This is a genomic window from Peribacillus sp. QJM3NY_7, assembly GCF_056173225.1.
On sequence record NZ_CM149663.1, the window covers coordinates 1,956,634 to 1,974,382 of the forward strand.

13 protein-coding genes and 2 pseudogenes are annotated in these 17,749 nt (G+C 37.0%); 10 read left to right on the top strand and 5 right to left on the bottom strand.

The features are described from left to right. Positions 1–4: 4 nt before the first annotated feature. Genes AC0VX1_RS09500 through AC0VX1_RS09510 form a run of 3 tightly spaced genes read left to right on the top strand, consistent with a single transcriptional unit; the run spans position 5 to position 2,590 of the window. A complete protein-coding gene (locus AC0VX1_RS09500; RefSeq protein ID WP_413002048.1) occupies positions 5–301 on the top strand; it encodes a malonate decarboxylase subunit delta in 297 nt (98 codons plus the stop codon). Beyond that, on the top strand, positions 294–1,979 hold the full coding sequence (locus tag AC0VX1_RS09505; RefSeq protein ID WP_475470905.1) for a biotin-independent malonate decarboxylase subunit beta: 1,686 nt from the start codon (positions 294–296) through the stop codon (positions 1,977–1,979). Before AC0VX1_RS09500 ends, AC0VX1_RS09505 begins: the two co-directional genes overlap by 8 nt. Continuing rightward, positions 1,973–2,590 carry a malonate decarboxylase holo-ACP synthase gene (locus AC0VX1_RS09510; protein WP_413002052.1) on the top strand — a complete coding sequence of 206 codons (618 nt, stop codon included), beginning with the start codon at positions 1,973–1,975 and terminating at the stop codon, positions 2,588–2,590. The genes AC0VX1_RS09505 and AC0VX1_RS09510 overlap by 7 nt, the downstream gene beginning before the upstream one ends. Positions 2,591–3,098: 508 nt before the next feature. On the opposite strand, the gene AC0VX1_RS09515 is transcribed toward AC0VX1_RS09510, so the two are convergent. Then, positions 3,099–3,350: a hypothetical protein gene (locus tag AC0VX1_RS09515; protein ID WP_413002054.1), complete on the bottom strand. Its 252-nt coding sequence runs from the start codon at positions 3,348–3,350 to the stop codon at positions 3,099–3,101. 208 nt (positions 3,351–3,558) lie between these two features. Here AC0VX1_RS09515 and AC0VX1_RS09520 point away from each other — a divergent pair, with 208 nt between their 5' ends. Then, positions 3,559–4,854: an IS110 family RNA-guided transposase gene (locus AC0VX1_RS09520; protein WP_475469172.1), complete on the top strand. Its 1,296-nt coding sequence runs from the start codon at positions 3,559–3,561 to the stop codon at positions 4,852–4,854. Positions 4,855–5,444: 590 nt separating this feature from the next. On the opposite strand, the gene AC0VX1_RS09525 is transcribed toward AC0VX1_RS09520, so the two are convergent. Then, positions 5,445–6,587, bottom strand: a complete 1,143-nt coding sequence (locus tag AC0VX1_RS09525) for a M20 family metallopeptidase (RefSeq protein WP_475470907.1) — start codon at positions 6,585–6,587, stop codon at positions 5,445–5,447. A gap of 372 nt (positions 6,588–6,959) precedes the next feature. Here AC0VX1_RS09525 and AC0VX1_RS09530 point away from each other — a divergent pair, with 372 nt between their 5' ends. The 3 genes and pseudogenes from AC0VX1_RS09530 to AC0VX1_RS09540 form a co-directional block, all read left to right on the top strand. Then, entirely contained in the window at positions 6,960–8,387 is a 1,428-nt protein-coding gene (locus AC0VX1_RS09530) for a YfcC family protein (protein WP_413002422.1), read from the top strand. 59 nt (positions 8,388–8,446) lie between these two features. Beyond that, positions 8,447–10,513, top strand: a complete 2,067-nt coding sequence (locus tag AC0VX1_RS09535; protein ID WP_475470909.1) for a sigma-54 interaction domain-containing protein — start codon at positions 8,447–8,449, stop codon at positions 10,511–10,513. A gap of 638 nt (positions 10,514–11,151) precedes the next feature. Next, a pseudogene (locus AC0VX1_RS09540) lies at positions 11,152–11,382 on the top strand (NADH-dependent alcohol dehydrogenase); the annotation flags it as partial. Positions 11,383–11,659: 277 nt separating this feature from the next. Here AC0VX1_RS09540 and AC0VX1_RS09545 read toward each other — a convergent pair. Both AC0VX1_RS09545 and AC0VX1_RS09550 read right to left on the bottom strand, forming a co-directional pair. Further along, positions 11,660–12,079, bottom strand: a complete 420-nt coding sequence (locus AC0VX1_RS09545) for a hypothetical protein (protein ID WP_413002426.1) — start codon at positions 12,077–12,079, stop codon at positions 11,660–11,662. Next, positions 12,066–13,568, bottom strand: a complete 1,503-nt coding sequence (locus tag AC0VX1_RS09550; protein ID WP_413002428.1) for an FTR1 family iron permease — start codon at positions 13,566–13,568, stop codon at positions 12,066–12,068. Before AC0VX1_RS09550 ends, AC0VX1_RS09545 begins: the two co-directional genes overlap by 14 nt. A gap of 151 nt (positions 13,569–13,719) precedes the next feature. On the opposite strand from AC0VX1_RS09550, the pseudogene AC0VX1_RS09555 reads away from it, so the two are divergent. The 3 genes and pseudogenes from AC0VX1_RS09555 to AC0VX1_RS09565 form a co-directional block, all read left to right on the top strand. Continuing rightward, a pseudogene (locus AC0VX1_RS09555) lies at positions 13,720–14,187 on the top strand (transposase); the annotation flags it as partial. A gap of 476 nt (positions 14,188–14,663) precedes the next feature. Continuing rightward, positions 14,664–14,828, top strand: a complete 165-nt coding sequence (locus AC0VX1_RS09560) for a hypothetical protein (protein ID WP_475470912.1) — start codon at positions 14,664–14,666, stop codon at positions 14,826–14,828. A gap of 438 nt (positions 14,829–15,266) precedes the next feature. Then, positions 15,267–16,625 carry an IS1182 family transposase gene (locus AC0VX1_RS09565; protein WP_475470914.1) on the top strand — a complete coding sequence of 453 codons (1,359 nt, stop codon included), beginning with the start codon at positions 15,267–15,269 and terminating at the stop codon, positions 16,623–16,625. A 148-nt stretch (positions 16,626–16,773) separates the two neighbouring features. Here the strand turns inward: AC0VX1_RS09565 and htpX are convergent, their stop codons facing one another. After that, positions 16,774–17,646, bottom strand: a complete 873-nt coding sequence (gene htpX / locus AC0VX1_RS09570; RefSeq protein ID WP_475470916.1) for a protease HtpX — start codon at positions 17,644–17,646, stop codon at positions 16,774–16,776. Between the last annotated feature and the right edge of the window lie 103 nt (positions 17,647–17,749).

The following is a 17,749-nucleotide window of genomic DNA, read 5'->3' on the forward strand; positions in this document are numbered from 1 at the left end:
TCATTTGGAGAATATTACATACACATTTCCTGCAACAAAAAGAATTGGTAAACGCGCTCACGTTGGGGTCGTTGGATCAGGAGATTTAGAGATTATGATGGAGCCGAGTGACAGTTGCCAGACCGAAGTGACAATTCGGACCGGGATTACGGGGTTTAAAGATACGTGGGAATCCGTTATCCAGCGTTTTTTCACTCAACATGATGTCGCGGCGAAAGTGAAAATTAATGACTTTGGCGCTACGCCAGGTGTTGTTTCAATCCGTCTTGCACAGGCATTGGAGGTGAGCTGTAATGATTAGAACGTTAAAAGATAGTTTTGTGGAATGCAACGGCCGCGAGAGGGCTGAAAAATTATTGGACGATGGAACGTTTAAAGAGTTGCTCGGTCCATTTGATGGAATAGAATCGCCTCATCTGGAGCTGCAGGGTATCGTACCACAAAGCGATGACGGTGTTATTATTGCCAAAGGAACACTCAACAGTCAGCGAGTGGTTGTCATATCCATTGAAGGAAATTTTCAGGGCGGTGGAATTGGCGAAGTATCCGGTGCAAAAATTGCCGGTGCTCTCGAAATGGCATTGAAAGATTGCGAAGCAGGTATAAAAACGATTCCTGTATTGATGTTTGATACAGGGGGCGTGAGGCTACAGGAAGCAAATTATGGATTGTTGTCCATCGCTGAAATTGGTGCGGCGATTGTGGCTCTTCGCCGCCACGTGCCTGTTATCGCTGTTATCCCGGGGAAAATCGGTGCATTTGGTGGGATGTCCATTACAGCAGGTCTTTGTAGTGCAATCATCATGACACGAGAAGGGCGTCTTGGATTAAATGGACCGGAAGTAATTGAGCAGGAAGTGGGTATTCGAGAGTTTGATTCAAAAGACCGGCAGCTTATCTGGGGGACGATTGGCGGGAATCAGCGAACAGCCACTGGACTTGCGGATATATTGATTGAAGATTATACAGAAGCTGTCAAAGAAGCGGTTGCTTCCATTATAAATGGTGAAGTTACCCTTAAAGTAAAGACGGAACAGGTGGAGAGATATCAAGCATTTTTAAACTTGATTAATCCGTTGCAGCGCTTGTCACCTGAAAAAGTGCAAGACTTGTGGAGTTGTTCTGAAAGAAAGATTGAGAATAAAGCAGAAGTTGTTTCAGAAAATGAAAAATCAGCAGGTCGCGGACAGGTCTGGTTTGATTTACTACGCGATGATGCTGTCGAGATAGGTGATATTCCTTCTGTTCGTGTCGCGGATAGCATGGTTGGGAATACGAAAGTACGTTACATTGCAGTAGTACCGGATGCTCAAAGTCGTTTTCCGCGAGCGCGAAAAGGAGAAGTTGGTTTGCAGGAAGGCTGGTCGATTGCGAAACATATTCGGAAAGTAATCGCGGCAGATCAAGACGGAGAAAAACGAGCGATCGTAGCGATTGTCGATGTGCCGAGTCAGGCATATGGATACCATGAAGAGCTACTGGGTATTCATCAAGCATGCGCTGCGGCTGTTGATGCCTATGCGACAGCAAGGTTGGCTGGCCATCCCGTTGTATCCTTCATCCCAGGCAATGCGATTTCCGGTGCTTTTTTATCACATGGATTGCAGGCGAACCGGTTAATTGCACTGCGCGATCCAGGTGTTAATGTGCATGTAATGTCAAAACAATCGGCTGCTCGCATTACACAGCGAAGCCTGGAAGAGTTGGAGACTGCAACGAAAAAAGTACCAGCTATGGCGTATGATATTGAATCATTTGAAAAGCTCGGAGCTTTGTTTTCATTAGTTGACCGAGTGGAAGCGAGCGCTCCGGAACGAAAGGATCGGGACATTATTTATAAAGAGATTGGCCAGGCTATTGAAGATGTGCGGTTGGATGGATCTAGGGATTTAAGTGGACGGTTAACTTCATCTATTGCTCAATCAGGAGGCCGAGCTGCGGCGATTTTGGTTAGAGAAAAGTTGTTTGAACAATGGTAATAAAGCCACATGATTTACTAGAAATTAAAGGTGTGGAGGATTTAATTTGTTATTCAAACATACCAGAATGGGTGGAAACGGCGCTCACCATTGCGCCTTACGTGGTGGTGCGGCGTGCCCGTGCGCCTGAAGGGCTTGTGGCGGTCGGTGTGCGCGGTTCGATGAGAAATGAACGGTTTGCAGCATTTTTGCCGGCAAATCAAATTGTAAGCAGGATTACGCCAGAGCAGTTGGCACTAGGAAAAAAGTGGCGTAATTATTCGAAAGAGATTTTTCATTATCTGGAACGGGTTAGTGAATTGATGAATAATTATTCCCTTATGTGGGGACCTGGTGGTAGTATTGGATTTGAACTTGCGAGCGGAAAAGAGACGGTCAAGGCGACAAGTGATATTGATGTTATTATTCGCTTTTCAGAAGGATTCACAACACAACTTGCTCAGGATATAAAAGCAGGATTAGAAATAATTCCAGTTCATGTGGATGTGCAGGTGGAGGCGTTAGAAGGAGCTTTTTCGTTAAGTGAATATGTAGTTTCGGAAGGGAAATCAATCCTTATTCGGACAATGGATGGACCTATATTAAAGAAATTTGACATACTTACATTTTGATAATGAATTCGTTGCAAAGCGCCTGTTGGTAAAATTTTTACATAGTGAAGAAGTGGGCGAAGCAATAAAGAAGAGGACACAATCATATGTAGTCCCGAAAAATTATATGACCATGATGCTCCATGAAAGAACAATATTTAATAGAAGAAACTTGAAAAAAAAGTGAGCCTTTGCTCTTGTAAAGGCAATTCAACAATCAAGTTTTGTATAATATTTCTCATAAATTTTGAATTTTATCTAGATCCTTTAAAAGATTTGACCAGCTTCAACTTCAACCATCTACTATTCAAAAAATTAGTGATGTATAGCTAGAGTTGGGATAATAATTTTAAAACTTCTTCTATACTGAACCATTCTAAGTTATTTGGGCAGCTTTACCTTACCAAGTGACAGGCATCCGAGTTTCTAGGGTGTAGGACGTTTTCTTTCCTATTCCTTTGAAATACCTAAACAAAGCAGTGATCCTTCGGGATGCACTGCTTTGTTTAGGTATTCTACGTATTCATCATTAGCTCGATAACTTTTTATCATTCGGTAAATTAAAATCAGCATAATCCTGAACCCTTTCAATTTTACCAACCAAGAAAATATAGGACAGGGCTCCTGCAATGGTTATACAAGCAATAAAGGTAAGCGCAGGAGCAAAATTACCGCCCTTGGCCAGGAAGCCCATCACAATCGGTATAATAATTGATGCTGTACCACCAATGGGATTGAAGGTACCACCAGCAATCCCAATCAGACTTTTTGGGGCAAGCAATGAAACAAAAACCCAGGTGATTGAAGTGAAACCATTTCCAAAAAAGCTTCAAGGTTGCTGAAGCAACCTTTTTGTTATTCAACTAACGGGGCAGCATTCCTGTAATAACTGAAAATGCGGTTTGAATGAAAAAAGACCTCTTGATAAGATGAATATGTCCTGAGCTGGCCAGCTAAAAGGGACAAAACATCTACTCGGAGGTCTTACTATGAATTATAACCAAAATCATAAAATAGCTCAAATTACACCTAAAACCTTAGTAATTGGTATTGATATTGCCAAACATCATCACGTGGCTAGAGCACAGGATTATCGTGGTATGGAGTTAGGATCTACTTGCTTTTTTGATAATACCCAAGAAGGGTTTAGCGCATTTATTAATTGGATTAATCAAATAAAAGAGTCATGCGAAATGGAGTCTGTCATTACTGGAATGGAGCCAACAGGTCATTATTGGCTTAATTTAGCTCATATCCTAAAGGAAAAACAGATTAAATTCGTAACGGTCAACCCTTTACACGTCAAGCATAGTAAGGAGTTAGACGATAACTCTCCAACAAAAAATGATGTTAAAGACGCAAAAGTCATTGCACAACTAGTTAAAGATGGTAGATACGCTGAACCAACAATACCACAAGGGGTTTTCGCGGAACTGCGTGTGGCTAAGAAATTACGCGATTTATTAAATGTAGACTTACAAATTGTGCAGGGACAAGTACACAACTGGATTGATCGATACTTTCCAGAGTTCTTTACCGTGTTTAAAAGTTGGGAAGGAAAGGCAGCTCTTCATTTATTAAAGCTTGAAGCATTACCGGATGAACTTGTGAGATATACAGACGAAGAATTACTAGAATACCTTAGGCAGGCAGTGAAACGTAGTATAGGGATAAAGAAGATTCAGGCCTTAAAGGAAGCAGCCAATCGCTCGATTGGCATTCGTCAGGGCGCCATGATGGCTAAAATGGAATTGAGAGCGTTAATTCAAAAGTATGAACTCATTCAAGCCAAGTTCGAAGAGCTTGACCAAATTCTGGATACACTGCTTCAAGATATTCCAGGCGTTGATCAAATGTTAGAGATAACAGGAATCGGACGCGATACAGTGGCGGGTTTCTTCGCTGAAGTAGGCGATTTGAGTGAATATAATCATCCTCGTCAAATAACCAAACTGGCAGGACTCAGCTTAAAAGAAAATACATCAGGTAAGCATAAAGGGAGGACCAAAATAACGAAACGTGGTCGTAAAAAATTACGAGCCTTATTATTTCGGGCATCTATGATTCTAGTAGCGAAGAACAAAGCCTTTAAAGCCTTACATCATTATTACACAACGAGACCTGACAATCCGTTGAAAAAGATGCAGTCTTTAATTGCTTTATGTAATAAGCTCATACGCATTCTCTTTTCTATCGGGAAAAAACAGTTTGTATTCCAGGAAGAGAAAATGTTAAAGGATATCCCCCATATGCATGCATTTATTCAAGAACCAATAGCAGCTTAATCAATATAAAACTGACTTTTGACAAATATATTTAGACAGATCAACAGACAAAATCAGCATGGGATTAGTTGGCAACGAAACTAATGTAAGGACATAGATCCTGTAGGGCAGCATGACCGACATCCACCTTATGGAAAGGTTGAACGAAGGAATGTAGGAGCGTAGACTCTGTGAGACTTGGGAGGGTAGACCCCCCGTAAGATATGTGGACATCCATTGGTGCGTACATACCTAATTATCCAACTTTTTGAAATTAACCGAAGGTTGGCTGGTTTCTTGCGCTTATTTTCTTCGTAAACAGCTTGATTGTGTTCTTTTCGCTCTAACCAAATCTGTAAAGTTAAACAAGTTAGATAGCAATATTGAGAAAAACTGCGTATTTAAGAGATAAGTGTTTGTTTATTGAGGGAGTTTAGTGGAAGAATTAAGTTTATATATAATAGGTGGCTTCTTTTATTTTTATATTAAAAAGAACCGTCACCCAGTTTGGGGGCGGTCCAATCTTTTAACTGTTTAATTGTTCGTATTAACGTTATAAAATTCCTTTATGTAGGGTGAATTTTGATGTTATTCAATCTTGTTTGCATGCATTACAGTCTCAATAACAAATTGGCAAATAAAGATGCTCGTTCAGCGAGTGTTTCAATTTGAATATGTTCATATTCTGCGTGAATTCCTTTTCCACACGCACCTAAACCGTCGAGAGTAGGAATACCAATAGCTGCTGTGAAATTCCCATCACTTCCCCCTCCAACAGATGCTTCTTCTAATTTCATGCCAAGTTCGGATGCAATGGATTGAGCACATCCAAACAGTTCTTTCGTTTGTTCGGTTTTCACCATTGGAGGTCTATTCATACCACCGGTTACTTCCAATTTACTTCCTTTTAAAATCGGTTTTAAATTTAAAATAATATTCGTCACAAGTTTTGCTTCTTTTTCTGTTGAAACACGTAAATCAACGCGAGCTTCTGCGTATTCTGGAACCACGTTTGTTCCACTTCCTCCAGTAAAAGTTCCTACATTTACAGTTGTTCCTTTTTTATAATTGGTTAGCTCTTGTAAAACAATAACTTGCCGAGCTAGTTCTTCAATAGCATTAATGCCTTCTTCGTGATGGTTACCGGCATGGGCAGCGCGTCCCCATACTTTTAACTTGAAAATCCCTGTGCCTTTGCGAGCTGTTTTTAAAGCACCCGACCCAGCCACAGCAGGCTCAGCCACTAATACAGCATCACTTTTTTTTGCTTCTTCTTCAATGTATTCTTTAGAAGCAATTGAACCAATTTCTTCATCTGAATTGCAAAGGAAAACGATCTTTTTATTTAATGGAAGTTCGAGTTCCTGGATAGCTTTAATTGCCCATAGAGACTGGATAATGCCGCCTTTCATATCTAAAATACCAGGACCATACAGTTTATTTCCTTCTCTTCTAAGCTTAAGTCTACCTTCCTTCCAAACTGTATCAAAATGCCCAATGATCAAAATTTGTTGTTCTCCTTCTCCAATTGTAAATTTCAGATGATTCCCCACTTTTGTTTCTTCTATTAATTCGTACCCTACGTCTAAGCGTCTTTGAAATAGCTGGCTTAAATATGTACCGCACTCATCTACTAATTCTTTATTGTAAGAAGGTGATTCTTTTTTTACGAATTCAATTAAATCATCTAACATGGCTTGTTCATGGTCTTGCAGATAGCTAGAAACGTTTTTTTCGATTAGTAACTTACTCAAAATAATTCCTCCTCTGAACTGTAAACCAATTCTGTATGTTTATATACTTTAATTAATACTATTGCAAGAACCTTGCCAACTTTGTTTTTTAATTAAATCGACTATCTTTAACCTACTAATTTTTTTATAGGATGTTTTATGGTTGGTTTATATCCTATAAATAGACCTATAAAAACTAATTTTTTAATGTAAAATACTTTAAAGGGATAATTTATTAATCTTAAAAACTGGCACGATTTTTGCATTGTGTTTAGGTATATGGTGTTAGTTGTATTCAGGGATAAAATTTCTGAATAATCACAATATAAGTGAGGGAGGGATAGCGAGAGTTTCTTAATCCAATACATATTAATTTTGAGGGGGAATTATATTATGCAATCTACAGCTCAAAAAACGATTCATAAACCTATTAGAAGAAAGTTATTTAAACCTGATGCTTATGTCCTTTTGTTCTATATTTTAATAATCTGCACTATAGCTACCTATCTTGTTCCATCAGGGGTGTTTGATCGAGTAAAAAACGGTGACATTACGATGACTGTTCCTGGAAGTTATCATTTAGTGGAATCTACTCCGGTTAATTTCCTTGAAATTTTTACTGCAATTCAAAGCGGAATGGTTGCTGGAGCTCCTTTAATCTTTCTTATTTTATTTACTGGTGGTGCATTAGCTGTTATTGATAAGACAGGGGCTATCGATACGTTTATTCGAAGTGTTATAAATTTATGTAAGGGGAGAGTTCTTCTACTTATTATTCCTATTTGTTTAATGTTTTCTATACTTGGTACCACAGGTATCATTGTTAACTCTGTTATTGCATTTATCCCTATAGGAGTAATGATTGCTCGTAAATTAAAATTAGATGCCATTTTTGGGGTATCTCTTATATATCTAGGTACTTACGCAGGGTGGAATGTATCCCTGATAAGCCCACAAACATTAGGGTTATCGCAGCGAATTGCTGAACTGCCACTATTATCTGGAATGAGCTTTCGCATTGTCATTTATTTCACTTTTTTACTATGTACTATTTCTTATATATATTGGTATGCACGTAAAATCCAGAAAGATGCTAGTCAAAGTATACTAGGTTTAGAGCGGTTTCCAAATTCATTAGGCGCAAATGAGAACAAAATAAAAATACAGAAACTAACATTACAACATAAGATTGTTTTATTGTTTTCCGGTGGGTCTTTACTAGCATTTATTATCTGTACTCTCATTTTTAAATGGACTGAAAACGAAATGGCAGGTTTATTTATTTTTATGGCTATAGGTGCTGGACTTATTTCCCGTATGAATGTTAATGATATTGCCAAAACATTTATGGATGGCTGCCAGAAACTTGTATATGGGGCGTTAATTGTAGGAATGGCTCGAGCTGTGATAATTCTGCTTGAACAGGGACAACTTTTAGATACGATTGTGCATGGTCTTTCTACCCTTTTAGCTCCACTTTCTCCAATTGCAGGAACACTAGGCATGTTTGTAGGTAGTGCAGCTATTCATTTTTTAATTTCGTCTGGCTCAGGAGAATCGACTATGTTAATGCCAATATTGGTACCACTTGCTGATTTGCTACATATTACTCGCCAGGTAGCGGTACAATCCGTTTTATTTGGGGAGGGAGTAGTAAACTGTATTAATCCAACATCAGGTGTACTAATGGCAATACTGGCTACTAGTGGTATTTCATATGGAAAATGGCTTAAATTTATGATTCCGTTAACTATTATATGGGCCATCTTAGCAGCTATCTTTTTAACAATTGGTGTATTAATAAAATGGGGACCTTTCTAAGTTTTTTTAAAATCTGATAGAATAAGAACAAAAAGCAACCGTGTGGTAAGGAGAAGAAGATGAAAAAGCCCACTATACTTCTTGTGACTATCAGCAAAAAAGTATGCAAAACATTTGAAGAAAATCTAAGAATGTTTTTTGGTTCAAAAATCTATATTGAGACATGCTATGAATCCCTACAATTAACTGAGAAAATCATTCATAACGCTGATTTAATTTTATTATCTAGTCCAGTGCTTGAAGACTCTATTAAAGCATTGAATTCAAGTATTCCTGTTATGGTTGCTAGACGTTCTATTCGAATTGCAAAGTTAGAGCAACTTTTAGATTTGGCACCAAAAACAAATATTTTATTAGTTACTAACTATATAAATAATGTTAGAGATTCTATTGATCTTCTGCACTCGTTCGGATTTGGGCATTTAAATTTAATTCCTTATGTTCCTGGGATAGCAAATGTCAAACAGGCAGAAAATATTGATTTTGCTATTACGCTTGGACAAGATGAACTTGTACCTAAACATATTAAAAAAATCATTAATTTAGAAAATCGACCAATTGATTTAACCACTATGCTCGATATTGCTCGTCTTTTGAACCTTTCTTTAGAAAAGGCCCATTTTTATACAGCAGAATTTTTTAGAGATTTTGTGAAGATGGGAAGGAATTTATCATTATCTATTCAAAATGAGAAACAACTAATACAGAAATTAGAATCTGTTTTAAATGCAGTACATGAAGGGATTATAGGGCTAGATGAAAAAGGAATCATTACATTAATTAATGAAGATGCTCATCAAATTCTACAACTCCCTTCTAACTGTATTGGAAAGCATTACAATGAGGTTATACCTGATTTTCAGATTAATGAGACTTTTGTTGATCAAAAGGAACAACTTGATAACTTATTTCAAATAAATAATCGTTCATTGTTAGTAACGAAAGTTCCCTTAACCTTTGATAAAAAACTAACAGGCCTTGTGATCACGTTTCAAGATGTTACAAGAGTTCAAAGAATGGAGCAAGAAATTAGACGAAAAAGCGCTGAGTTAGGTTTAACTACAAAATATTCATTTGATAATATTATTGGAAATAGCCATTTACTTGTATCTGCAAAACAAAAAGCAATCCGGTTGGCTCAAAGTGATTATACAGTATTAATTACTGGAGAAAACGGGACGGGGAAAGAGGTATTTGCACAGGCCATACATAATAATTCTGAAAGGAAAGACGGTCCATTTGTAGCAGTAAACTTTGCAGGGTTAACTGAAACATTAATAGAAAGTGAATTATTTGGTTATGAAGGTGGAGCGTTTACAGGCGCTAAGAAAGAAGGGAAAATGGGTTTATTTGAATTAGCACATAATGGCACTATTTTCATGGATGAAATTGGAGATGCTTCACTAAGTATTCAGTCTTCCCTTTTACGAGTTCTTCAGGAACGCCAAGTTATGCGTGTAGGTGGCCATAAGGTCATACCAATAAATGTACGAGTTATTGCAGCCACCAATCAAAACGTACATCAAATGATTCAAGATGGTACGTTTCGTCAAGATTTATATTATCGTCTAAATGTTTTACCGTTACAACTCCCTTCACTTAGAGAAAGAAAACAAGATTTATTTATACTAATAGATTTCTTTTTAAAATTATTAAAGAAAAATCTAATGTTTGACTCAAGTGTAAAAAATCTATTAATGAACTATAATTGGCCAGGTAATATACGAGAACTTGAAAATTTCATCCATTATTTAATGGTCATTGTTGAAGGAAATATGGTCACTGAGAATCATATACCAGAACATATTTTATTATCACAAGAAACTGTTAATTCATCGGATAATTCATTATCAGAGATTGATGAGACACTTCTCTTTTTAAAAACAGGAAATTTCATAGAAGATTTTAAATCCATACTACAAGCACTATGGATTTGTAAAAAGAGAGAAATAAGTGTAGGGAGAGGAGTTATGCAAGAAATGCTCCCTTATTTTTTGTCTGATTCACAATTGCGACATCGATTATCAATATTAAATAAATCTAAATGCATTAAAGTTGGAATTAAAAAACAGGGAACAGAAATTACAGAAGTGGGTGTAGAGATACTTCATAGATTAAAATTGTGAATATTATTCAAATAGGATCTAGTACAAAATCTTTAAGTTTCTAGAAGGTAATTCTCACGTTTTTTCTTCACAAAAAACTTTATAATAAAACAACAACAAGCGGCTTTATCAATCCAATCAGAATGATAAAGTCGCTTATATTATTTCTTTATTCTATATTTTATCCTTTTTAAATTTTATGAGTAGACTTATGGGCAATTTTTCTATTGGTGTATCCCAATCCCTCTTACTGTTTCATTAAATCACATTTCCACAGATGAAAAGCATATTCTTAAGAATTTATATTCCCTTTATTTACATGACCTTTCTGAGTATACCATGGGTTTAGACATATCATCAGATGGTTCATTTGAATTTGATTCATTTGAATTAATTTGGAAGACGGAAGGGTTAACACCATATTTTTTGAAAAAAGATAAAATAATCGTAGGGTTTTTATTACTTTAGAAAGGCGGTTTTTATATAAGGACTATGATTACAGTATTAATGATATTTTTATTTTGAAAAAGTATAGAAGAAAGGGTATTGCAATTGCATTATTAAAGGAATTGTTTAAACAAAAAAAGGGTTGCTACTTTGTTGTTGAATTAGCCAAGAATATTTCTGTTATATTTTGGAGAAAGATATTTAGTGGGCTAAATATAGATTTTGAAGAAAAAAAGAAAATTATAGATGATGAAGAATATAAGCTGCGTACTTTCTGGTCAAGCCTTGGTGCACCGTCTCGCTTATCTAATTATGATATCGGAGAAGAGAGACTAGACGAAATTGCAGAAATAGCTGCTCGTGATATGGAGCATGGAGTATTTGGCAACTTTAAAAAGTTAAATAAAGCAGATATCTTATCTATCTTAAAAGCTTCATTGTAAAATAAGAAACACAAAAAAAGTAGCAGATGTATATTTACTACTTTTTTTGTGTGGATATCATAAAACGAATATCGATATGTTCTCAAATCTTTATATTATTTGGATTTGAAATTTCTTCTGGATTAGTATATGGTTCGTCAATTAGGGAGGATTAGTTAACATAATACTGATTATTTACAGTCAATAACTATGATTTCCACCTACAAAAAAGAATAGAGCCTATAGGCTTCTATCCCTTTTTGTTCTATGGTTTAACTAATATAAAATGATTTACCTGTTATTTTATATTTTGAACGTCAGATAAAACACCATCTAACTCTTTTGCCGCTTTTGTAATTGTTGGCACATCAAGCGGGGAAGATGTTGCACCAGCTTCTATTGTGTGAAGGGGAGTTTCGACCTTACCATATAGATCTGGACTTTTAGCTTTCACGTCGTCTTCAAATGTTTGCCAAGATTCCTCAAGCATCGTTCCACTTTCTTTTACTTTTTTAGCATCCTTGGCTTTTAGCTGTGTATTTAGGTCAGCAATCGTTTGTTTCATATCCTTCGCGCCATTACTAATGGAAACAGATTTTGGAGAGGACTGTTCGGTTTTCTTGGTTTCATCAGCTTTCTTTTCGTTATTGGTCCCGCAAGCAGTTAAACTTAATGCAGCTACTACGAGGATAGGAACTAGTAATTTACGAGATTTCAATTTTGTTACCTCCAGTATGTACTTTTATTTTACTATCTTTTCTTTTATTTAAAAGTGCTGCAATAACAGCAATTATAAGTAAGATCACCTGAGGAATAATACTTTCCCAGGTTGAATATACACCGAAAAAGTCAATGCTAGGGATGGGTGCCTGAGTTGCGGGTAATAACCCGGCAAGCTGCAACCCATGAATCCCCATGCCAGCAAACTTAATGCATAGGTAGAACATCAAAATGCTTGATACGAGAAAGAATGGACGCATTGGAATTTTCAAACCTACCTTGAGTATGAGGTATGAAACAATTACAAGGATGAGCAGTCCAATGGCAATCCCTAGTAAAAGCGATGCTAACTTAATGGAAGCAGCCATACCGATAAAGAATAGGACAGTCTCTGTTCCTTCACGGAAAACAGCCAGGAACGAAAGAATGGCTAGGGAGAACAAGCTACCGGTATCCAGTGCTTTTGTACTTTGTGTCCGAATATATCGTTGCCATTCAGCAAGACTTGATTTACTGTGAAGCCAATAACTCATATATAGAAGCATCACTGCTGCAAATATCCCTGTCCAGCCGGATATCATAAAATTATTACTGCCGAATGTACCTGCAGAAAATATTAGGTTTACAATTACTCCAAGTACAAGGCTTACTCCAAGTCCGGCTCCTACTCCGTACCAGATCCATTTACTTTTCGCTTCATGGCCAGCTTTTCTCAAAAATCCAAGCAAAGCCATCACTACTAGCAATCCTTCCAATCCTTCGCGAAGAAGAATGGTCGTTGCATCCAGCATCGTATAACTTGTCTTTGCTACCAGTGGAGAGAGGTAATCACGCATACCTTCAATCGTTTTTTTTGCACCTGGCACATCTGGATGATTGGAGGATAGCATGGCGTAGCTAACAACCATATCCCTTTCTGCATTACCATATATCTTTGAGGACTGAGTAAGGACAATTCCCTCGACATTCAACCATGATTTTCGGAATTTCTCAATGTCCCCTCTTGCGCCTTCGATATCATTATCATTAATTTTCGAAAGAGACTGATTTAGCAGTGTCACAAGTTCTGCTACATTTCCAGTGGTACCTGAATTATTACCATTTTTAGATGAAGAAGAATACTTACCCTCTATAAACTTTTGGTTGGTCTCTTTTAATCTAATAAGTGCATTTTTTAATTTCTCATTATCCACAGGCTGCTGAGCAATAGCGAACTGAGCTTGACCCATGTTATCTTCAATATCATGATAGGCTTGCTGAGAATGGTTTTTCACTCCATCTTCAATTGAAATCCAAGTAGATGTAAAGGTTTTGTATTGCTTAAAAGCTTCCTTTGTGTCGCCCTTATCCACAGATTGGATAGTGTCTACAATTATCTCATTAGCCTTTTTCATATCATCGGATGCAGTAGCTGCAAAACTATTTATTGGTAAAATGAAAAAAGCTGTGAGTAAAATTAAAAAAGTCGTAACTAACTTGCTTTTCATAATGGCCCCCTATGGAATGAAAAGTATCTTGTTATGTAAAAATAATCTATATAAACGGTAATGAAAATCATTATCAATTATATCTATAGAAACTATACGTTCTTTATTAATGGAAGTCAATAAATATTTTTAGATGAAGGAGTTTACTAATGATCAGTTATTAGACCATATCCCAGGTGTCACACAGATGTTAGAGGTGTCAGGAATCGGTCGAGATACTGTAGCAGGGTTTTTCGCAGAGGTCGGCGACCTCAGAGACTATCAACATCGTCGCCAAATCGTGAAATTAGCAGGTTTAAGTTTAAAAGAAAACACATCCGGAAAGCACAAAGGTCAGACCAAGATTACCAAAAGGGGACGAAAGAAATTGAGGGCTCTCTTATTCCGGGCAGCCATGGTACTGGTGGCAAAGAACAAGGCTTTTAAAGCTCTTCATATATATTACACAACACGTTCTCACAATCCTTTAAAGAAAATGCAATCTCTGATAGCCTTGTGTAACAAGCTTATTCGAATTCTGTTTTCAATCGGTAAAAAACAATTTACGTTTCAAGAAGACAAGATGTTAAAGGATATCCCTCATATGGCAACATTTGTAGTACATCAAACAGTCGCATAGTTCATTGGATTTTAAGGTTACACGGTCATTTAATTAACATTCATTTAAAAGTGAAGCACGGATTAGTCGGCAAAGCAACTAACGTGAGGACTTAGATCCTGTGGGGCAGCATGACCGACATCCACCTCATGGAAAGGTTGAACGAAGGAATGTAGGAGCATCGACTCTGTGAGACATGGGAGGGTTGACCTCCATGAGACATGTGGATATCCTAAAGTGCGATCATAACATTGTTTAAACCAATTTTTTCCTATGATTGGCTAGTTTAGCATGCACTTTTTTCGGTAAATCCCTATTCTTGAGGCGTAATGCCGAGCTTACATAGATAACGGTTAATGATATGACTATGAAATCCTAAGAATTCTAGAGCAATCGTGAGATTGTGTTTAGTTTATTGAGGGAGGATAGTTCAATAAGAGTTACAATTTAAAGGAGAATTTTTACTTGCTTTGATATTTTATAGGAGGTTTTTTCTCTTGAAGAAAACAAATATTTCTTTGATTACATTTGCCGTAATCATTACAGTTTTAAATCACTTTGTTTCTCCAATTTTCTTCGATGTAGGACCTGATAGTTCAGGGACTGGCATATCAATACTTTTATTAGCTATTGCACTATTAAATCATCTTAGGGAAAAATAATAATTGTCCTAATAGGTGCTTGAAATAAAACTCTAAACTGATATTAAGTATTTTACCATAAAATGCAAGTTGTTGGTTTTTTATCCTGAGAGCAATAATTTAGAAAACAGCCTAACAAAAAAAGACTTTCTACATTGTTTAAATGTAGGAAGTCTCAGACTGTAGACAAACTCGATGAAAATCGAGTTTGTCTACATTTTTTTTGGCTTGTACAAATTTGGACGTTGATTTCCACTTCAGGCACTCGCTTTCCGCGGGCGGTCCGGGAGCCTCCTCGGCGCTATTGCGCCTGTGGGGTCTCCCTTAGACTCGCTATTCCCGCAGGAGTCTCGCACCTTCCGTTCCAATCAACTATGTTTAAAATTTTAGATGGAAACTCCTTTTGCCTACAGTCTTTTTTGTTTTAAAATAGAACTATTAAAACTTGAGGTGATGAGGATGCTTTCGAAACATCATTCTATTCAGCGAGATCAACTTGAAATGATTACTTTAGATCAACTGGTGCCGGCGAATCATTTGGTTCGTAAAATGGAGGCTTCCATTGACTTCACTTTCATTTATGATTTGGTGATAGATATGTATTCAGAGGTAGGACGCCCAAGTATTGATCCAGTTATTTTAGTTAAACTGACATTCATTCAATATACCTTCGGTATTCGTTCCATGCGTAAAACGATTGAAGAAGTTGAAACAAATATGGCTTACCGTTGGTTCTTAGGCTATGGTTTCAATGATAAAGTACCCCATTTCTCAACGTTCGGGAAAAATTATGAACGACGATTTAAAGATACAGACCTGTTTGAACAGATTTTCTATCGCATCTTAATGACAGCTGCTGATAGAAAGTTAATAAGTGCTGAACACGTATTCGTCGATTCCACACATGTGAAAGCCAATGCGAATAAGAGCAAATTTGAAAAGAAAATCGTACGCAAAGAAACACGAGCATTTCAAGGACGTCTTCAAGATGAAATAAATCAAGATCGTGAAAACCATGGAAAGAAGCCTTTTCCACCAGATAAATTTGATAAGGAAGAAACCAAAGCAATTAAAGAAAGTACTACGGATCCTGAGAATGGCTACTATGTGAAAGATGAACGAACAAAACAGTTTGCCTATTCATTCCATGCGGCCGCAGACCGCAACGGTTTTGTATTGGGAACGATTGTAACACCTGGTAATACACATGACAGTCATATTTTGGAGCCACTTGTTGAGCAAGTGATTGAGAAAGTTGGAAAACCAGAAGCAGTTGCCGCAGATGCAGCTTATAAAACACCAGCGATAACAAGCTACCTATTTAACAAAGAAATAACACCTGCTTTACCTTATACACGTCCTCGTACAAAAGAAGGATTCTTTCGCAAACATGACTATGTTTACGATGAACACTTTGATTGTTACCTTTGCCCTTCGGGAGAAACTTTAAAGTACTCAACAACAAATAAAGAGGGCTATCGCGAGTACAAATCGCCAAAACAAATTTGTGCAACATGCTCATTTTTATCACGGTGTACTGAAAGCAAAGAACATCAAAAAGTAGTGACACGGCATATCTGGCAAGCATATGTGGAAGAAGCAGATCATCTGCGTCATCATCAAGAGGTAAAACCTATATATGCGAAACGCAAAGAAACGATTGAGCGTGTATTCGCGGATGCAAAAGAAAAGCATGGTATGCGTTGGACTACTTTAAGGGGACTTAAAAAATTGTCGATGCAAGCGATGCTTACTTTCGCTGCCATTAATTTAAAGAAGATGGCCACTTGGACATGGCAAGGTCCTAAAATGGCTTAACATTGTGGCTCGAAGAGCCCAAATCACTTAATTTTTGGTCAAAATTTCAAAGGAATTTCAAAAGGGGTTCGGAATTTTTTAATTCCGAACCCCTTTTGTCTACAAACTGAGACTTTCTACATTGTTTAAATGTAGGAAGTCTTATCTATTAAAGTGATTTCAAATGTTCAATACGTTTTTCTAATGGTGGGTGTGTAGAAAACAGTCTGGAAAATTTCCCCTTGCCACTAATTTTAAAGGCAGCAATAGACTTTTGGCTGTCATCAACCAAGTTCGTGGTATGTCTTAATGATTCTAAAGCGTGAATCATATTTGCCTTTCCACCTAAATCGGCAGCTAATTTGTCCGCTTTAAATTCACGTTTTCTTGAATGCCAAAAGATAATGGGACTGCTTAAAATACCGAATAGAATCTCGAAAACTATAGAAGATACGAAGTAAACAATACCGGCAACTTCTTCTCTTACAAAACTTGAAACGATTTTTGAAGCAATACGGGAGAAGAAAATAACGAACGTGTTTATCATTCCTTGCAATAGTGTGGTTGTAACCATATCACCATTCTTAATGTGTGCTATTTCGTGTGCAATAACTCCACTAATCGCCTTTCGATCCATTCTTTCTAACAGACCGCTTGAAACAGCTACTAAAGAACGTTTTTTGCTTGGTCCAGTAGCAAATGCGTTGACCTCTTGTGAATGATAAATACCAACTTGCGGCATACATTTCAAACCAGCTGTATGTGCTAATCGGTAGGTTTCTTCCAATACAAAGCGTTCGTGATCGCCACGCGGGGAATGTTCATCAATTAATTGAACACCCATAACCCATTTCGCCATTTTACGGGACAATAACAAAGAAATGAAGGAACCAGCAAAACCGGCGATGACGCTAAAAGCAAGTAGGGAACCGTAACCACCGCCACCAATATAACTTTCTACGCCTATTAACGTGGTGATCGTGGTAATGGTGATCAATACGAGAATATTAACGAAAATAAATAAGGAAATCCGTTTAAACAATTAAGCCCCTCCTAAAATATAATGAACCTTATCTTAATAAGGCGTTCATCAATAATGAAACAAACATTATAAAGCTATATACGAAAAAATAAAAAAAAAGTTT

Bases quoted from the DNA above. Each gene is read 5' to 3' on its own strand.
- AC0VX1_RS09510 (WP_413002052.1), top strand. From the start codon at position 1,973: ATGGTAATAAAGCCACATGATTTACTAGAAATTAAAGGTGTGGAGGAT.
- AC0VX1_RS09565 (WP_475470914.1), top strand. From the start codon at position 15,267: ATGCTTTCGAAACATCATTCTATTCAGCGAGATCAACTTGAAATGATT.
- AC0VX1_RS09535 (WP_475470909.1), top strand. From the start codon at position 8,447: ATGAAAAAGCCCACTATACTTCTTGTGACTATCAGCAAAAAAGTATGC.
- AC0VX1_RS09520 (WP_475469172.1), top strand. From the start codon at position 3,559: ATGAATTATAACCAAAATCATAAAATAGCTCAAATTACACCTAAAACC.
- AC0VX1_RS09505 (WP_475470905.1), top strand. From the start codon at position 294: ATGATTAGAACGTTAAAAGATAGTTTTGTGGAATGCAACGGCCGCGAG.
- AC0VX1_RS09550 (WP_413002428.1), bottom strand. From the start codon at position 13,568: ATGAAAAGCAAGTTAGTTACGACTTTTTTAATTTTACTCACAGCTTTT.
- AC0VX1_RS09530 (WP_413002422.1), top strand. From the start codon at position 6,960: ATGCAATCTACAGCTCAAAAAACGATTCATAAACCTATTAGAAGAAAG.